Origin of the sequence: Phocaeicola sp. HCN-6420 (assembly GCF_037890145.1) — a bacterium.
Lineage (GTDB): Bacteria > Bacteroidota > Bacteroidia > Bacteroidales > Bacteroidaceae > Phocaeicola.
This window is the reverse complement of sequence record NZ_JBBKBJ010000019.1, coordinates 20,164-36,547: the sequence shown is the minus strand read 5'-3', so window position 1 is coordinate 36,547 and position 16,384 is coordinate 20,164. Positions and strand designations below refer to the sequence as shown.

17 protein-coding genes are annotated in these 16,384 nt (G+C 42.5%); 8 read left to right on the top strand and 9 right to left on the bottom strand.

The window, feature by feature from the left end; translation table 11 throughout:
* Nucleotides 1-170: 170 nt before the first annotated feature.
* The 3 genes from ric to WKT12_RS11435 all read left to right on the top strand — a co-directional run bounded on the left by ric (nucleotide 171) and on the right by WKT12_RS11435 (nucleotide 3,073).
* On the top strand, nucleotides 171-899 hold the full coding sequence (gene ric / locus WKT12_RS11445) for an iron-sulfur cluster repair di-iron protein (RefSeq protein ID WP_021969867.1): 729 nt from the start codon (nucleotides 171-173) through the stop codon (nucleotides 897-899).
* A gap of 284 nt (nucleotides 900-1,183) precedes the next feature.
* Nucleotides 1,184-1,825: a DUF3256 family protein gene (locus WKT12_RS11440; protein WP_340319751.1), complete on the top strand. Its 642-nt coding sequence runs from the start codon at nucleotides 1,184-1,186 to the stop codon at nucleotides 1,823-1,825.
* 339 nt (nucleotides 1,826-2,164) lie between these two features.
* Nucleotides 2,165-3,073, top strand: coding sequence for a peptidoglycan DD-metalloendopeptidase family protein (locus WKT12_RS11435; RefSeq protein ID WP_021969870.1), 909 nt, complete (start codon nucleotides 2,165-2,167; stop codon nucleotides 3,071-3,073).
* Between the two features lie 192 nt (nucleotides 3,074-3,265).
* Here WKT12_RS11435 and WKT12_RS11430 read toward each other — a convergent pair whose 3' ends face one another.
* The 6 genes from WKT12_RS11430 to argR all read right to left on the bottom strand — a co-directional run bounded on the left by WKT12_RS11430 (nucleotide 3,266) and on the right by argR (nucleotide 7,951).
* Nucleotides 3,266-4,393 carry an aspartate aminotransferase family protein gene (locus WKT12_RS11430; protein ID WP_340319750.1) on the bottom strand — a complete coding sequence of 376 codons (1,128 nt, stop codon included), beginning with the start codon at nucleotides 4,391-4,393 and terminating at the stop codon, nucleotides 3,266-3,268.
* 25 nt (nucleotides 4,394-4,418) lie between these two features.
* Nucleotides 4,419-5,387 (bottom strand): N-acetyl-gamma-glutamyl-phosphate reductase, encoded by a 969-nt coding sequence (argC, locus tag WKT12_RS11425; RefSeq protein ID WP_021969872.1) that lies wholly within the window; start codon nucleotides 5,385-5,387, stop codon nucleotides 4,419-4,421.
* Nucleotides 5,380-5,592: a PspC domain-containing protein gene (locus WKT12_RS11420; protein ID WP_340319749.1), complete on the bottom strand. Its 213-nt coding sequence runs from the start codon at nucleotides 5,590-5,592 to the stop codon at nucleotides 5,380-5,382. The genes argC and WKT12_RS11420 overlap by 8 nt, the downstream gene beginning before the upstream one ends.
* 2 nt (nucleotides 5,593-5,594) lie before the next feature.
* Nucleotides 5,595-6,803: an argininosuccinate synthase gene (locus WKT12_RS11415; protein ID WP_021969873.1), complete on the bottom strand. Its 1,209-nt coding sequence runs from the start codon at nucleotides 6,801-6,803 to the stop codon at nucleotides 5,595-5,597.
* An 81-nt stretch (nucleotides 6,804-6,884) separates the two neighbouring features.
* Nucleotides 6,885-7,451 (bottom strand): GNAT family N-acetyltransferase, encoded by a 567-nt coding sequence (locus WKT12_RS11410; RefSeq protein WP_340319748.1) that lies wholly within the window; start codon nucleotides 7,449-7,451, stop codon nucleotides 6,885-6,887.
* A 14-nt stretch (nucleotides 7,452-7,465) separates the two neighbouring features.
* A complete protein-coding gene (gene argR, locus WKT12_RS11405) occupies nucleotides 7,466-7,951 on the bottom strand; it encodes an arginine repressor (protein WP_021969875.1) in 486 nt (161 codons plus the stop codon).
* 188 nt (nucleotides 7,952-8,139) lie between these two features.
* On the opposite strand from argR, the gene WKT12_RS11400 reads away from it, so the two are divergent.
* Nucleotides 8,140-8,868 carry a class I SAM-dependent methyltransferase gene (locus WKT12_RS11400; RefSeq protein ID WP_021969876.1) on the top strand — a complete coding sequence of 243 codons (729 nt, stop codon included), beginning with the start codon at nucleotides 8,140-8,142 and terminating at the stop codon, nucleotides 8,866-8,868.
* Nucleotides 8,869-9,023: 155 nt separating this feature from the next.
* Here WKT12_RS11400 and WKT12_RS11395 read toward each other — a convergent pair whose 3' ends face one another.
* Nucleotides 9,024-9,806 (bottom strand): Cof-type HAD-IIB family hydrolase, encoded by a 783-nt coding sequence (locus WKT12_RS11395; RefSeq protein ID WP_340319747.1) that lies wholly within the window; start codon nucleotides 9,804-9,806, stop codon nucleotides 9,024-9,026.
* A gap of 167 nt (nucleotides 9,807-9,973) precedes the next feature.
* Between WKT12_RS11395 and proB the strand changes: the two genes are divergently transcribed.
* Genes proB through WKT12_RS11380 form a run of 3 tightly spaced genes read left to right on the top strand, consistent with a single transcriptional unit; the run spans nucleotide 9,974 to nucleotide 13,342 of the window.
* A complete protein-coding gene (gene proB, locus WKT12_RS11390) occupies nucleotides 9,974-11,056 on the top strand; it encodes a glutamate 5-kinase (protein ID WP_340319746.1) in 1,083 nt (360 codons plus the stop codon).
* Nucleotides 11,057-11,086: 30 nt separating this feature from the next.
* Entirely contained in the window at nucleotides 11,087-11,644 is a 558-nt protein-coding gene (locus tag WKT12_RS11385) for a helix-turn-helix domain-containing protein (protein ID WP_340319745.1), read from the top strand.
* Between the two features lie 39 nt (nucleotides 11,645-11,683).
* On the top strand, nucleotides 11,684-13,342 hold the full coding sequence (locus WKT12_RS11380) for an AMP-binding protein (protein WP_021969880.1): 1,659 nt from the start codon (nucleotides 11,684-11,686) through the stop codon (nucleotides 13,340-13,342).
* A 385-nt stretch (nucleotides 13,343-13,727) separates the two neighbouring features.
* On the opposite strand, the gene WKT12_RS11375 is transcribed toward WKT12_RS11380, so the two are convergent.
* Nucleotides 13,728-13,979: a type B 50S ribosomal protein L31 gene (locus WKT12_RS11375; RefSeq protein ID WP_007571099.1), complete on the bottom strand. Its 252-nt coding sequence runs from the start codon at nucleotides 13,977-13,979 to the stop codon at nucleotides 13,728-13,730.
* Between the two features lie 463 nt (nucleotides 13,980-14,442).
* Here WKT12_RS11375 and WKT12_RS11370 point away from each other — a divergent pair, with 463 nt between their 5' ends.
* Nucleotides 14,443-15,450, top strand: coding sequence for a class II fructose-bisphosphate aldolase (locus tag WKT12_RS11370; protein ID WP_340319744.1), 1,008 nt, complete (start codon nucleotides 14,443-14,445; stop codon nucleotides 15,448-15,450).
* A gap of 220 nt (nucleotides 15,451-15,670) precedes the next feature.
* On the opposite strand, the gene WKT12_RS11365 is transcribed toward WKT12_RS11370, so the two are convergent.
* Nucleotides 15,671-16,225 (bottom strand): DUF3332 domain-containing protein, encoded by a 555-nt coding sequence (locus tag WKT12_RS11365; protein ID WP_021970763.1) that lies wholly within the window; start codon nucleotides 16,223-16,225, stop codon nucleotides 15,671-15,673.
* Between the last annotated feature and the right edge of the window lie 159 nt (nucleotides 16,226-16,384).

The window sequence follows — 16,384 nt, the reverse complement described above, 5'->3', positions numbered from 1 at the left end:
TTGAAGCCTTTTTTTGAATTCTTAAAGCAGAATCTTTGTGCTTGTAGTTACAGGTCTTTCTGTCTGTATTAAAGCGTTTAACTTTCATTATAGGTTCGTGTCACCTATGTGACAAAGTTTGTTGAGTATGAAGCATACCTTTGCACCCGTAATCAATAAAGGATATAAATATGAAAGCAACAGACTGGAAATATACAAGTGTAGGAAATATTGTTGCCGAGGATTTTGCTGCGGCTAAAGTATTTAAGAAATATGGCATTGATTTTTGCTGCCACGGAGAAACAACATTGGATAAAGCATGTACCGATCTTGGATTGTCTGCCGAAGAGGTGATACAGGCACTTGAACGTCAGGAAGCTGATGGAGGAGGCCGTATTCCTTTTGCTTCGTGGCCGCTCGATTTGCTGATGGACTATATCTTGAAGATACACCATCGCGGTATCCGTGCACGAGGACCTGAATTGTTGTCTTTGTTGGAGAAAGTAGAACGGGTACATGGCGAGGCACATCCGGAACTACATGAACTGAAGGCATTGGTTACTGAATCGTTGCAGGATCTGGAAATGCACTTGCAGAAAGAAGAAAATGTTTTGTTCCCTTATTTATACGATTTATATGCTGCTCAAGAAAAAGGACAGCGTATGGAACCGATGCATTGTGGTACGATAGCCAATCCTATCCGTGTAATGAAGATGGAACATGAAGGAGAAGGTAACCGTTATCTGCATATCATTAAACTGACCGGACATTTTTCTGTCCCGCAAGATGGCTGTGCCAGCTACCGTTTGTTAATGCAGGAACTGGAAGCTTTCGTAGATGCTCTGTTCGAACATATACATTTGGAGAATAATTTGCTGTTCCCTCGTTTTGAAGAGATCGAACGTAAAATTGTATATTGATGGTAGGACAGGGGATTCTCATGGATATGATAACCTGTCGAGTGAAAGATATTCAATTTATGAGCCACCTGTTAGAGGGTGGCTTTTTTATTTTTCCCTTGCGGCTTATTCTCGTCGTAATCTTGTTGAAGCAAACGATAAACTGATAGATAGCTCTTTAGAATATCTTGGTTGGTAGTAACAAAAAGCAGGATATTTATTTCAATATATACTATTTAAGTACTACTTTTGCAGGCAATGAGTACTTTTAGTAACTTCAAAATCACATAAAAACGAAATATTTTATGAAAAAGATATTGTTTGTAGTCGGAGTGTTACTTTGTTGTTTAAGTATACAGGCACAAGACATGAAATCATTGTTCATTGCTTTGCCCGATTCACTTTCACCTATGCTGACAAAAGTAAACAGAGAGGACTTCGGAGATTTCTTGGCCAGTAACATGAAAGCAGAAGTAAAAAACCGTTTTGGAAATACTTCGGAGATGCTGAAGCTGACAGATAATTACCTGAAACTGAAAATCAGTAAGGTAAGTATGGCTGAAATGAAATTGCTTCCGCTGAATGATTCGGTGAAAGTAATTTGTGTAGTACATACATTCGAGGGACCGGCAAGCGATAGCAGTATTTCATTTTATGATACATCGTGGAAGCGACTTCCGGCAGATAAATTTCTTACTTTGCCGGTAGAAGATGCTTTTTATAAGACACCGACTTCGGAGGTTCAGGCCGATTCATTGAAGAATTTGCGTGCGCGGGCAGATATGTTCCTGCTTAAAGCAGATTTATCGGAAACAGATAATACTTTATCGTTTACTTATGCTACTCCCGATTATTTGGATAAGGAAACTGCTGAGGAGATAAAGCCCTATCTGGTACAGGAGCCCTTGAAATATATCTGGAAAGAAGGACACTTTGTACGTCTTTAATCTCTTCGGAAGAATATAAATTACTCTTATCATACGAAGAATGCATGAAGATATGATTTACAGCCAATTGTTGTTTTATTGTAACACCTGTATGTTTAATAACATGTATTCGAAATAAATAAATGCTTTTCGTATGAAAATACATAAAAAATCGTTAACTACGCTCTGTTTTTTAGTGGAAAAATGCTATATTTGAAACGATTTTTTGAAACCTCAGTGTCAGAAAAAGACATTTTTAATGTAGATTTGTTTTGAACCGGCAGTTGTACCGAAGCGAGAATATAGATAGAGAGTCGAAAAATTACTTGCAGGTACAGGCTGAAAAATAGTATAAACGTAATGATTTTAAAATGTATTAGAACAGTCGCAGTAGCAGCCTTGGCTTTAGTCAGTATAAATGTATCCGGACAGGATTTGTTGGCTCGCCAGGCTCCAATCGACAGAAAATTAAAAGCAGTAGATTCTTTGGCATTGATTCGCCAGATAAAAGCAGAACAGGCAGTTTATCCTGCTTATAGTCTTTATCCCAACTGGAACAACGATCGTGTTCACGCTTATGGTAACACTGTACAGGTTCCAGATAGTTTCCGTATCGATTTGACGGGGTTCTGCATGCCAACTTCTCATACGATAATTACTTCTAAGTGCGGTCCGCGTTGGCGTCGTATGCACAATGGACTTGATATCAAGGTATATATCGGCGATACTATCCGTGCGGCCTTTGACGGTAAAGTGCGTATGGTGAAATATGAACGTCGTGGTTACGGTAAATATGTAGTTATACGTCATGATAACGGACTGGAAACCATTTACGGTCACCTCTCGAAACAGATTGTTAAGGAGAATGAGTATGTGAAAGCAGGAGATCCTATTGGATTGGGTGGTAATACCGGACGTTCTACTGGTTCACATTTGCACTTCGAAACTCGTTTTTTGGGCGAGGTCATCAATCCGGAATTTATGTTTGATTTCCCCAAACAAGATATTGTAGCAGATAGTTATTTGTTCATTCGCGGAGCTAACCGCTATGAATATCAGCGTTCACGAGCTATGTCGGCTGTAAAGAGTGGCAAGTCGGGAGCAGCAGATGCTGAGAAGTCCGCAATTCGTTATCACAAGATTCGTAAGGGTGATACATTAGGACGTATTTCTCGTTTGTATCATGTTTCTATCGATCGCTTGTGTCAGATAAACGGTATCAAGCGTACCACAACCTTACGTATTGGTCAGGTACTGAGATGTTCTTAATGTAATGTAAATTGTAGAGGATTCTTGGATAAAAGCGAAGGAGAGTGTATTCTACCTTTCCTGCTGAAAAAGTGTCATATTAGTGAGTAGATATGACGCTTTTTTTTTGTGCCTTGTATAACAAAATAGCCATATCAATCCTCGTTTAGAGTTATGATATGGCTATTGTATCTTATATGTGTTGAGTTGTCTTTATTTGGTCAGAACGTTGTTCAGACGGCTCAGGAACTCATCAGCTTCGGTCATGCTTAAGCAGAGAGGAGGAAGCAGACGGATAACATTGGTACCGCTTACGCCGGTAAATACTTTCTGTTCGAACAACAGGCGCTGGCGTAATTCTTTTATAGGTTCGGCAAATTCCATTCCAATCATTAGTCCAAGTCCACGAACTTCTTTGATTTGTGGGAATTTTTTCAACTCCTCAATCAGGTGACTACCTACGTGTGCTGCGTTTTCTATCAGATTCTCTTCTTTCATTACATCGAGGACAGCAATAGCAGCTGCACAGGCAAGATGATTTCCTCCGAATGTAGTACCCAGTTGTCCGTATACCGGAGTAAATTTAGGACTGATAAGTACACCTGCCATTGGGAAACCGTTTCCGATGCCCTTGGCTACGGTGATAAGATCGGGGCGTATGCCTGCGTACTGATGTGCAAAGAATTTTCCGCTTCGTCCGTATCCTGACTGGATTTCGTCGAGTATCAGTACGGTATTGTTTTCGTCGCATGCCTGACGTAGAGCCTGCATAAACTCATTGGTAGGCAACTGGATGCCACCTACTCCTTGAATACCTTCGATGATGACGGCACATACATCGCCTTTGGCAAGTTCGGCCTTCATACTGTCGGTATCATTGAGCGGGAGATAAGTTACATGTCCGTTATCGTTGATAGGAGCAATGATTTTAGGATTGTTTGTTACTTCTACAGCCAGCGAAGTACGTCCGTGGAAAGCCTTGGCAAATGAAATGACACGGGTACGTCCGTTATAAAAAGATGCGAGCTTCAGTGCGTTCTCGTTTGCTTCAGCTCCCGAGTTGATAAGAAAGAGCTGATAATCGTTGTAACCACACATTGCGCCCAAACGGTCGGCAACTTCCTGCTGCAATTTGTTGATGACTGAGTTCGAATAGAATCCCAGTTTGGCTACTTGTTTGCTGATTGCTTCTACGTAGTGCGGATGAGCATGGCCGATGGATATTACAGCATGTCCTCCGTAAAGGTCAAGATATTCCTGGCCTTTATCGTCCCACACGTGGCAACCTTTTCCCTGTACGATGTTTACGTCGAACAAGGGATATACGTCGAATAGTTTCATGGCTTGTTTAAATTGTTTTTATCACTTAGAAAGCGCTGGGCTTCAACATCAGGCCCGTAGTTTCTTCTAAGTTGAACATCAGGTTCATATTATGTACAGCTTGTCCGCTTGCACCTTTCAGCAGATTATCGATACAAGAAACAATGAGCAGCTTATCACCGTGTTTTTCCAGGTGGATAAGACACTTGTTGGTATTGACTACTTGTTTCAAATCGATATTCTTTTCTACAATGTGAGTAAATGAATCCTCAGCATAATAGTCTTTATACATCTTGACAATTTCATCCAGCTCCACTTTGGTCTTTACGACGATGGTGGCAAAAATTCCCCGGGCAAAATCACCACGGTACGGGATAAAGTCAATTTCAGAATTGAAACTGTTCTGAAGCTGTTTCAGAGATTGTTTGATTTCGGGAACATGCTGATGAGTAAACGGTTTGTAAATGCTCATATTGTTGTTACGCCAGCTGAAATGTGAAGTCGCTCCCGGTTTAACTCCTGCTCCTGTACTTCCGGTGATGGCATTTACCATGACATCATCATTCAGCATAAGGTGTTTGGCCAACGGAAGTAATCCAAGCTGGATACATGTAGCAAAGCATCCCGGATTGGCCACATGCTTGCTCTGGCAAATTACCCGGCGGTTCAGTTCTGGAAGACCGTATACGAAATCATGACTTTCGTCCTTGATACGGTAATCCATCGAGAGGTCGATGATTTTCACATTTTCGGGGATGTCGTGGCTTTCTATGAATTTCTTGGTGTCACCGTGTGCTGTACAGAAGAATATGACGTCGACTGTATCGAGCGGTAATTCATCTGTAAATACCAGATCGGTTTCGCCGTACAATCCTTCGTGCACGTCGGTAATCTTATTGCCGGCGTTACTGGAGCTGTTTATGAATTTTATTTCTACATCAGGGTGGTTGATGAGCAGGCGAATCAGTTCGCCTGCCGTATATCCAGCCCCTCCTATAATTCCTACTTTAATCATGAAAATAATGGTTGTTTTCTTGTGGAATAATAATCCACATTAATATATAAATAGGTATACCTGCAAATGCAGTAAAAAAAGTCAGTATCACGTATACGATGCGGATGATAGATACATCAAGACCGAAGAAGTTCGCCAGTCCTGCACATACTCCGCTTATCATTCTTCCCGTACGTGGACGTCTGAGCTTTTGGTTACCAGACATAATCAGATATTCTCCTCGTCTTTATGGTTTGCATAATAAGCACGCAGCGGAGTAGAGAGTACCTTGATGAAGCCTTTAGCATCTTCGGCAGTCCATCCTTTCTGCATTTCACCATATTCACCGAATTTATTCTTAACCAGATCGTCTTTTGAATCGACGCCTACGGTAGAGAAGCAATACGGACGAAGTTCGAGAATAGCTGTACCGTTTACATTACGCTGTGATTCCTGAAGCATAGCTTCGATGTCGCGCATTACCGGTTCCAGATACTGGCTTTCGTGCAGGAACATGCCATACCAGTTGGCTACCTGATCTTTCCAGTACTGCTGCCATTTGCTCAATGTATATTTTTCGAGAAACTTGTGTGCACCGATAATCAGCATAGGAGCGGCGGCTTCGAAGCCTACACGTCCCTTGATACCGATGATGGTATCGCCTACGTGCATGTCACGTCCGATACCGTAAGCTGCTCCGATTTCTTCTACTTTCTGAATAGCTTTGATTTTATCTTCGAACACTTCACCGTTGACAGCATACAATTCTCCTTTTTTGAATTCTAGCTTGAGCTGTTCACTGCCCGTTTTTGTTACCTGTTTCAGGTATGCGCTTTCTGGTAATCCCTGAGTTGAATCCAGAATTTCACCTCCACAGATAGAAGTTCCCCATATACCTACATTATATGAATATTTCAGTTTGGTAAAATCAGCCTCAAAGCCATGTTCTTTCAGGTAATTGATTTCATAATCACGGCTCAGTGCCATATCGCGGGTAAGCGTAATGATTTCAACTCCCGGAGCCATTACCAGGAAAGTCATATCGAAGCGAACCTGGTCATTGCCTGCACCTGTAGAACCGTGAGCAATGGCATGTGCTCCGATTTCATTGGCATAACGTGCAATGGCAAGTGCCTGGAAGATACGTTCCGAGCTTACAGAAATAGGATAAGTACCGTTACGCAATACGTTTCCGAAAATCATGTATTTCAAACTCTTTGCATAATATTCCTGAGTAACGTCGAGTGTAACATATTTGGTGGCTCCCAACTTATAGGCATTTTCCTCGTTCTGCTTCAACTGTTCGGGGCTGAATCCGCCTGTGTTGGCACAAGCCGCATATACTTCATAACCTTTTTCCTTTGCCAGATACATGACTGTAAATGAGGTGTCCAGCCCGCCGCTGAACGCAACGACTACTTTTTTCTTTTCTTCCATAAGGCTTTTATTTAGTGAAAAACGATGGCTGAAAAATGAGGCATCTTTTTCTGTATTAATATTCTTGTTGATTGATTGAATTTAAAAATTATTTATTTTGTCGTCTGTGTGCAATGCCGGATCGTAAAGCATGGCTGTGCAGATACAGAACTTACGCTTTTTGGCAACCAGAATTTCGTGGTTGATACAACCCTCACATCCTTTCCAGAACGATTCATCATCGGTCAGCTCATTGAAAGTGACAGGTACATATCCTAATTCTGTATTCATTTTCATTACGGCAGCTCCCGAAGTCAGACTGAAAATCTTTGTTTTCGGCCAGCGCAGACGTGCCAGTGTAAATGACGCATGCTTGATACGTTTGGCAAGTCCGCATCCGCGATATTTAGGATGTACAATAAGTCCGGAGGTTGCTACAAACTGTTTATTCCCCCATGATTCGATGTAAGTGAATCCTGCAAATTCGTTACCACACAAAGCGATGATAGCTTTACCTTCTTTCATCTTTGTCGCTACATATTCGTGCGTACGTTCTGCGATACCTGTGCCGCGCACTTTGGCTGCTTCACGGATTGTATCTAATATTGTGTCAACGTATACCTCGTGTGAGGCGTCGGCTACCATAACATCAATTTGTTTAGTATCCATTTTCTTTCTGTATCTTATTTTATTAGGTTTATATTCGGTATTACATGTGCCAGTGCTTGTTTTACGCTGGTGCGGGTACAGCCTTCACGGACAATGAGCATGATTGTGTCGTCGCCAGCAATGGTTCCGATGATTTCGTGGAAGTGATTGTTGTCGATGTCGTATGCCAGACTGCTGGCATATCCTGGTCTTGTCTTGATGACTGCAATATTTTCGGAAAATTCAATAGACACAAATCCCGGTTGACGGAGCATCTCAGAGGCTGTGTGGGGTTCGGTCATACGTTTGTACATGGTATTGTTGGGCAATACGTATACATAATTTCCGTTCATGCTGGCAGCCTTGGCAACTTTCAGTTGTTTCAAGTCGCGTGAAAGTGTTGCTTGTGTCAGTTGGAAACCTTCCTTTGCCAGCTCCTGAAGAAGCTCTTCCTGGCTTCCTATCTCCTTGCTTGAGATAATCATCTTAATGGAATCAAGTCGGCTGTTCTTACTTTTCATTGTGTATAATTATTCTTTAATAGGCTGCAAATATACAGATAATATTGAAATAATATACAGAAAAACGTATTTTTTTCTTGTTTTATTCTCGATTTATACAAACGGGATGAATAAATAATCATTGTTATGCAGTTTAAACCTCTTTTTGTATCTTTGCCGGTATATATAATAATGAATAATTCACTGATATGGATATAAATTTATTGCCGGAAGAAAAGGACCCGATGGGGGCTGCTATTTATGATTTTCTCAAACTGGGTAAGGCTGGACGCTTGCGGGTGTTTTCCTCGCAGTTTGATGAAGATGAGATTCCCGTAACGGAATTGTTTCGTACCTACAAGGATATGCCCCGTCAGGAACAGGTAGCCTTGCAACTGGCGAAGGGCCGGATTCTGGATGTGGGAGCGGGAAGTGGCTGCCATTCGCTGGCTCTAAAGGAGTTGGGAAAGGACAGTCTTGCTATTGATATATCGCCGCTGTCGGTCAAGGCTATGCAGGAACGGGGAGTAAAGGCGTTGCATGTCAATGTATTCGATGAACATTTTACCGGACAGTTTGATACGATTCTAATGCTGATGAATGGTTCGGGTATTATCGGCAAATTGAAAAATATGCCCGATTTTTGTCTGCGGATGAAGCAATTGCTTGCTCCTGGAGGATGTATTTTGTTAGATTCCAGCGATTTGCGTTACCTGTATGAAGATGAAGACGGCAGTTATGTGCTCGATCTGGCTGCTGATTATTATGGAGAAGTTGACTTCCGGATGCAGTACAAGCAGATAAAAGGAGATACATTCGACTGGTTGTATATCGATTTTGATACTCTTTCTGCTTATGTGTCGCAATACGGATTTCATGCCGAAATCGTAGCGGAAGGTGAACACTACGATTATCTGGCAAAACTCTGGATTGATTGATATTGATCTTTTTTTCAGAGATGTCGATTGCCCCGACCTGAATGATGCTGTTAAGGACAGTTGTCGGGGCAATCGATATTTGCTGAAAGGTAAGTATTGTTCTGCGAAATGCCGGCAAGACAAAACGTCCGGCTGTTATTCTTTCACTTCAGTTCTTATAAGATATTGAAATGCTTCAGGGCATTTATGATACCGTCTTCGTCTACCGAAGTTGTTACATAATTGGCAGCTGCCTGTACTTCAGGAGAAGCATTGCCCATAGCCACTCCCAGTCCTACGTGACTCAGCATGGGGACGTCATTACCTCCGTCGCCAAACGCCATCGTGTCTTTCAGGTCGATACCATAATAATCCAGTACATGGTCTATTCCTTTGCTTTTGCTGTTGCCGCGTGCGATAATATCGGCGAAGAGTGGATACCAGCGCATCGGTTCGCAATGTGTCAGTACCTTGCGGAATACTTCCAGTTCATCGTCCTCTTTAAAATATCCCATAATCTGTAAGATTTCCTTGTTGCGCGCTTCTTCTATAGGACGTACGGGAGGAATATTTATTTCAATCAGTTGAGCTACTTCCTTTACTGCCTCGTTTACATTGGTAATGAACCATTCGTCGTCGTGTACAAAGACGAAAGGTGTTTCCGGATGCTCGTGATGATAACCGATGAGGCGCTCAATATCGTCTTCCGGTATATTCCCCTTGTAAATATCCTGATGGGTGGAAGTGAAACAGTGTGCGCCGTTCAGGGTAATGAACCCGTCGAACGGTAAATGTCCTACAGCTTCCATCATCAGTACTTTGGGGCGTCCTGTTGCAATGAATACCTTGATACCTTTTTCACGCAATTGTTTCAGTGCGTCTTGTGTAGACTGAGGAATAGCATGTGTATTGAATGATACCAGTGTGCCGTCGATATCGAAGAAGATAGCTTTGACCATATGTAGTAAGGTGTTAAATTTTTGTCACGCAAAGGTACTGATTTTCCCCTGAATTTGGATTGATGTGTATCAATAAGTAACAATTTTATATTTTATTCATGCAGTTCGCTTGCTTTACGAAGTAAAAAGTTATATTTGCCATGCGAAAAAAAGAAACAGACGTTATTATGGCATATCAGTTTACAAAGATAGCAGTAAAGGTAGGAAGTAACGTACTTACCCGCCGGGACGGAACGCTGGACGTAACGCGTGTGTCGGCACTGGTTGATCAGATAGCCGAACTGCATAAGGCAGGAGTAGAGGTTGTGCTAATTTCTTCGGGAGCCGTTGCTTCGGGGCGCAGTGAGATAAAAGTGTCGCGAAAGCTCGACAGTGTTGAACAGCGTCAGTTGTATTCGGCCGTGGGACAGGCAAAACTGATAAACCGATATTACGAACTGTTTCGTGAACATGGCATTGCCGTAGGGCAAGTACTGACAACAAAGGAGAGTTTTGCTACCCGTCGTCATTATCTGAACCAGCGTAACTGTATGCGGGTGATGCTGGAAACCGGGGTGATTCCTATCGTAAACGAAAATGATACAATTTCCGTTACTGAACTGATGTTTACCGATAATGATGAGCTTTCGGGCATGATTGCTTCAATGCTTGATGTGCAGGCACTGATAATCCTGAGTAATATTGATGGTATTTACAATGGTTCGCCTTCGCAGCCGGGTACATCGGTCATACGGGAGGTGGAACATGGAAAGGATTTGTCCGACTATATTCAGACCGAGAAGTCGGGCTTTGGCAGGGGAGGTATGCTTACCAAGACGACTATAGCCCGCAAAGTGGCCGATGAAGGCATTACTGTTATTATTGCCAACGGGAAAAAGGAAAATATTTTACTCGATTTGTTGCAGCATCCCGACGAAACGGTCTGTACGCGTTTTGTTCCTTCTTCCGAAGCTGTGTCGAGTGTCAAGAAGTGGATTGCTCACAGCGAAGGATTTGCCAAAGGAGAATTGCACCTGAACGACCAAGCCGTCAAGGCTGTGAAAGGCAAAAAGGCTGTCAGTATACTTCCGGTGGGAGTGACGGCTATCGAAGGAGAGTTTGAAAAAGACGATATCGTAAAGATAATGGATGCACGGGGGTGCCAGATTGGAGTGGGACGTATCGGAGTCGACTCTGCTGAGGCGCGCGAAATGCTGGGCATGCACGGGCAGCGTCCGCTGGTGCATTACGATTACCTGTACCTTGACTAATCTGAAAATCATTTTTAAAGCATAATAAATATGGATGAACAAATTAAGCAGATAGCCGAACGCTTGAAAGGTTTGCGCGACGCTTTAGACTTGAGTGTGGAGGAAGTGGCTGCCGACTGTAACTTTGCGGTGGAAGAATATCGTGCCCTTGAGTCGGGTGAGTGTGATTTCTCCGTGAGCGTATTGCAGCGGATAGCACGTAAGTACGGCATTACGCTGGATGAACTGATGTTTGGTGAAGAGCCAAAGATGAAATCTTATTTTCTTACTCGCCGTGGAACAGGTGTTTCTGTAGAGCGAACCAAAGCATATAAATACCAGTCGCTTGCTTCTGGCTTCAAGGGACGTAAGGCTGATCCGTTTGTAGTAACGGTAGAACCGAAACCGGAAGGTACTCCGGTATACTTCAATACTCATGAAGGACAGGAGTTTAATCTGGTGATAGAAGGACGTATGCTGCTGAACATCAACGGCAAGGAGCTTATCCTGAATCCGGGGGACAGCCTTTATTTCGATTCGAGTAAGCCACATGGCATGCTGGCACTCGATGGAAAGACCGTGAAGTTTCTGGCTGTCGTTATGCAATAAACAATACAAACCAACTACTAAAAACAATCGATATAATATATGTTAGAACGATTTTTGGAACAAACAAGCTTTACCTCGCAAGAGGACTTTATAAAGCATTTCAAGATAAAAGTCCCCGAAAACTTTAATTTCGGTTACGATGTAGTGGATGCCTGGGCAGCAGAGCGTCCGGAAAAGAATGCCTTGCTTTGGACAAACGACAAAGGAGAACATATTCAGTTTACTTATGCCGATCTGAAGAAATATACCGATATGACGGCTTCTTATTTTCAAAGCCTCGGTATAGGTCATGGTGATAAGGTCATGCTGATTCTGAAGCGCCGTTATGAATTCTGGTTCTCCATTCTGGCTTTGCATAAAATTGGCGCTATTGTTATTCCTGCTACTCATTTGCTGACAAAAAAAGATATCGTTTACCGCTGCAAGGCTGCTACTATCAAGATGATTGTGGCTGCGGGTGAAGAAGTTATTACCAAGCATATACTGGATGCAATGCCTGAATCTCCCAGCGTAGAGAAGCTGGTCAGCGTAGGACCGGATTATCCGGAAGGTTTTGAGGACTTCCACAAGGGCATTGAAAGTGCTGCTCCTTTTGTGCGTCCGGAACATGTGAATACGAATGACGACATCATGCTGATGTATTTTACTTCGGGTACTACCGGAGAACCTAAGATGGTGGCACACGACTTTACTTATCCGCTGGGACATATTGCGACGGGATGTTTCTGGCATAATCTGCATGAAGATAGTCTTCACCTTACGATTGCCGATACCGGATGGGGTAAGGCTGTATGGGGAAAACTTTATGGTCAGATGATTGCCGGGGCCAATATTTTTGTATACGATCATGAAAAGTTTACGCCTGCCGATATCTTGCAGAAGATTCACGATTATCATATTACTTCTTTGTGTGCGCCTCCTACCATCTACCGTTTCTTGATTCGTGAGGACTTGAGCAAGTTCGACCTGTCATCGTTGGAATATTGTACTACTGCCGGCGAGGCTTTGAACTATTCGGTTTATGAAACATTCAAGAAAATTACAGGCATCCGTCTGATGGAAGGATTCGGACAGACAGAAACAGCTCTTACTCTTGCTACTTTCCCATGGATGGATCCGAAACCGGGCAGCATGGGAGTGCCCAATCCGCAGTACGATATCGATTTGCTGACTCCCGACGGTCGTTCGGCCGAAGATGGTGAGCAGGGACAAATAGTTGTCCGTACCGATAAGGGCAAGCCGCTGGGATTGTTTAAGGAATATTATCGTGATCCGGAACTGACGCGTGAAGCATGGCACGACGGAGTATATTATACAGGAGATGTGGCATGGCGCGATGAAGACGGATACTACTGGTTTGTAGGTCGTGCCGATGATGTAATCAAGAGCTCGGGTTACCGTATCGGCCCGTTTGAAGTAGAAAGTGCTTTGATGACTCATCCGGCTGTTGTTGAGTGCGCCATAACCGGTGTGCCCGATGAAATACGTGGTCAGGTGGTAAAGGCTACTATCGTTCTGGCAAAGGATTACAAGCAGAAAGCCGGTCCGGAACTGATAAAAGAATTGCAGGATCATGTAAAGCGTGTGACTGCTCCTTACAAATATCCGCGCGTCATCGAGTTTGTCGACGAGCTTCCAAAGACTATCAGCGGAAAGATTCGCCGTGTGGAAATACGTGCAAAAGATACTGCAAAGTAAGGCTTTCTGAAAAGTTCTTGCTGATATTGTTGAGGCATTGCTGGGAGAGGGTAGAATCTCTCGTGGCAATGCCTTCTTTTTTTGTACAAAAAAGATTATTTTTTGTACAAATTTTCGGAAAACGTCAAGACGTTTTTATACTGTTCTCGGGAAGCATGTAATAAAAGGTCGGGAAAGATTTATGAACAGCTATTACCTTGCAGGGAAGACTATGCCGGAGTGTAAAAGACGGAGGCGGATAAAGGCGGAAGAGAAGAAAACGGCTGTTGCGGACGGCACGGCATCCTGACCGAATGCCGGACGAAAAGGAAGGGAGGGAATAAAATAAAATCGGGCGTTTCCCACGTGAAAGAAACGCCCGATTCTATATATCGGCAAGTAATAATTACTTCTTGATACGGTTGTAACGGCTCATGAACTTATCAACACGTCCTGCAGTGTCTACCAATTTAGATTTACCTGTGTAGAACGGGTGAGAGCTACTAGAGATTTCCAACTTAACACAAGGATAAGTTTCGCCTTCGAATTCTACTGTGTCTTTAGTTGCACAAGTTGAACGTGACAAGAACATGTCACCGTTTGACATGTCTTTAAATACTACCGGACGGTAGTTTTCAGGATGAATGCCTTTTTTCATTTCAGTATATACTTTTATTGTTATTATTTGCTATATGTGGTAACACTGCAAAACAAGTGTGTAATGGTCTGTTTCGGGTTGCAAAGATACTGCTTTTCTTTGAAATAGAAAATGATTTGTGCAATTTTTTATATAAAGAACTGTCGGATGTAATCCGAGGCAGGGAGCTTTTTCGGAAGATATGTCGTTTTTCATATATTATAAGGTGTAAAAATGCTTTCTTGTACGGCCTGTAATGATGAAAACAGAGGCTTGTTTTAACTTTTTGAAAGGGCGGATACGGCAGTTATATTTGTAACATACACTTTGCATACTAAGGTGTTTTTAGGCAAAATCGAAATGATTTAAGTCAAAATGTGCATGGTTGAAACACTTTTTTTATCGGCGGAAGAAAAGAGTTGTGACATTTCTTCTTAAATTTGCGTATGGAATTTAATCACTAACAATTATAAAATTTACAACAATGGTTAATTACAAAGAATTAGGCTTGGTAAACACTAGAGATATGTTTGCCAGAGCAATCAAAGGTGGATACGCTATCCCTGCATTCAACTTCAATAATATGGAACAGTTGCAGGCTATCATCAAAGCAGCTGTAGAAACAAAATCTCCGGTTATTCTTCAGGTATCTAAAGGTGCTCGTAACTATGCAAACCAGACTTTGCTGCGTTACATGGCAGAAGGTGCTGTAGAATATGCTAAGGAATTGGGCTGCGCTCATCCTGAAATCGTATTGCACCTCGACCACGGAGATTCTTTCGAACTCTGCAAATCTTGCATCGACATGGGATTCTCTTCAGTTATGATCGACGGTTCTCACCTGCCTTACGAAGAAAACGTAGCTTTGACTAAGAAGGTAGTTGACTATGCACATCAGTTCGACGTAACAGTTGAAGGTGAACTTGGTGTATTGGCTGGTGTAGAAGATGAAGTTTCTGCAGAACACCACACTTACACTAACCCTGAAGAAGTAATCGACTTCGCTACTCGTACAGGTTGCGATTCATTGGCTATCTCAATCGGTACTTCTCACGGTGCTTACAAGTTCAAACCGGAACAGTGCCACGTTGATCCGGCTACAGGTCGTCTGGTTCCTCCTCCATTGGAATTCGCTGTTCTGGACGCTGTAATGCAGAAACTTCCTGGATTCCCTATCGTTCTTCACGGATCTTCTTCAGTTCCTCAGGAAGAAGTTGATACTATCAACAAATACGGAGGTAAACTGGAAGCAGCTATCGGTATTCCTGAAGATCAGTTGCGTAAGGCTGCTAAATCTGCAGTTTGCAAGATCAACATTGACTCAGACTCTCGTCTGGCTATGACTGCTGCTATCCGTAAAGTATTCGCTGAAAAACCAGCTGAATTCGATCCACGTAAATATCTGGGCCCGGCTCGTGATAACATGGAAAAACTTTACAAGCACAAAATCATCAACGTATTGGGCTCAGACGGTAAGTTGGCTCAGTGCTAATGACAGGTAGATAATAAAGACTTTATACACCTTAATTATAATAGTGAAGCAGCTTCTCCGTGGTGGAGAGGCTGCTTTTTTTATTGAATTTGTTTGCCGACTTGCTGTGTACCGCTACCGGACAGGGAAGACACTGCTGTATAAAAGAAAATGTGCCGGAATTTATTCTATAAAATTCCAGCACATTTCTCTGTGTGTATGTGTGTTTTCGATTGATTGCTTATTTTGCAGCGAAGAATAACGAACCGTTTTGTGTGGCACGTGCTGTAGACAGTCCCATCATGTCGGGGGTAACAGTCATCGGAGTACCATCTTTCTGTTTGAATGTAATGGTTCCGTCTTCGTTCATGGTTATCAGTTCGAATGTCTGTCCTTCGGCTACCGCATTCCATGTGCGGTTTTCTTTATTGTATACTAAATCCAGAGGTTTGTCTTCTTCTCCTTTTTTAATAATGGTGTAACCGTCGGCGTTGGTACGTACAAGGTATTCACCATTTTCACCTTGGATTGTTTTTTCTGTACCTACTTGTGCAATGGGGTTTGAACCCGACCAGAATTCGATGGAGTTCAGTACTACAATGTCGGCTATGTAAGCAACTTCGTATACCGGTACGATATGAAATGCCAGAAATACGATTTCGTTTACAAATTTATTGCCTAATCCTTGATTCCAGTCTTTAAGCTTGCTCCAAAGTCCGAATGAACCGATGCAAGAGGAAAATAGAAGACTTCCGCTCATTACGGCGCAAAGAACTGTAACTTTTGTTTTTCTCATGGTTGATTCTTTTTATTGATGGAATGAAATTGATTATAGAACTTTGCACGCGTTTTACCTTAAATGTGTGTTACGTTCTGTTACAAAGTTAGAACATATTTTGAAAAATGAAATAGAAACGATGAAAAAAAACGTATCTTTGTCGCATTTTTAAGGAAT